1 protein-coding gene is annotated in these 255 nt (G+C 36.5%); it reads right to left on the reverse strand.

The annotated features are described in order from the left end of the window. Positions 1–192, reverse strand: a 192-nt coding sequence (locus ACMV8I_RS21575) for an Imm8 family immunity protein (protein WP_498867166.1), incomplete at its 3' end; no start/stop codon positions are given. Between the last annotated feature and the right edge of the window lie 63 nt (positions 193–255).

A 255-nucleotide genomic window follows, 5' to 3' on the forward strand; every position in this document is an offset into this window, starting at 1 on the left:
CAGTTCCGGTAACCAGTGGTGCTTGCAGAGCCATTCAGGAGTACAGATATAAACATCAAAATGATTTATTCCTTTTTCTCCTACTGGTCCTATACATAAATGAGCTAAAAATTGAAAACAATCATCCTGTTCAGGCTGATAACTTGATAAATCAAGCCAATCACAACCAATACTTCTTAGAGTCGCTTTCATTCATTTCCCCCTGAAATATTCAAGTGACCGTTGCCAATTTTATCCATTTTTCCTGTTTCAATA

This window comes from Ewingella sp. S1.OA.A_B6, from assembly GCF_049889095.1.
Lineage (GTDB): Bacteria > Pseudomonadota > Gammaproteobacteria > Enterobacterales > Enterobacteriaceae > Ewingella.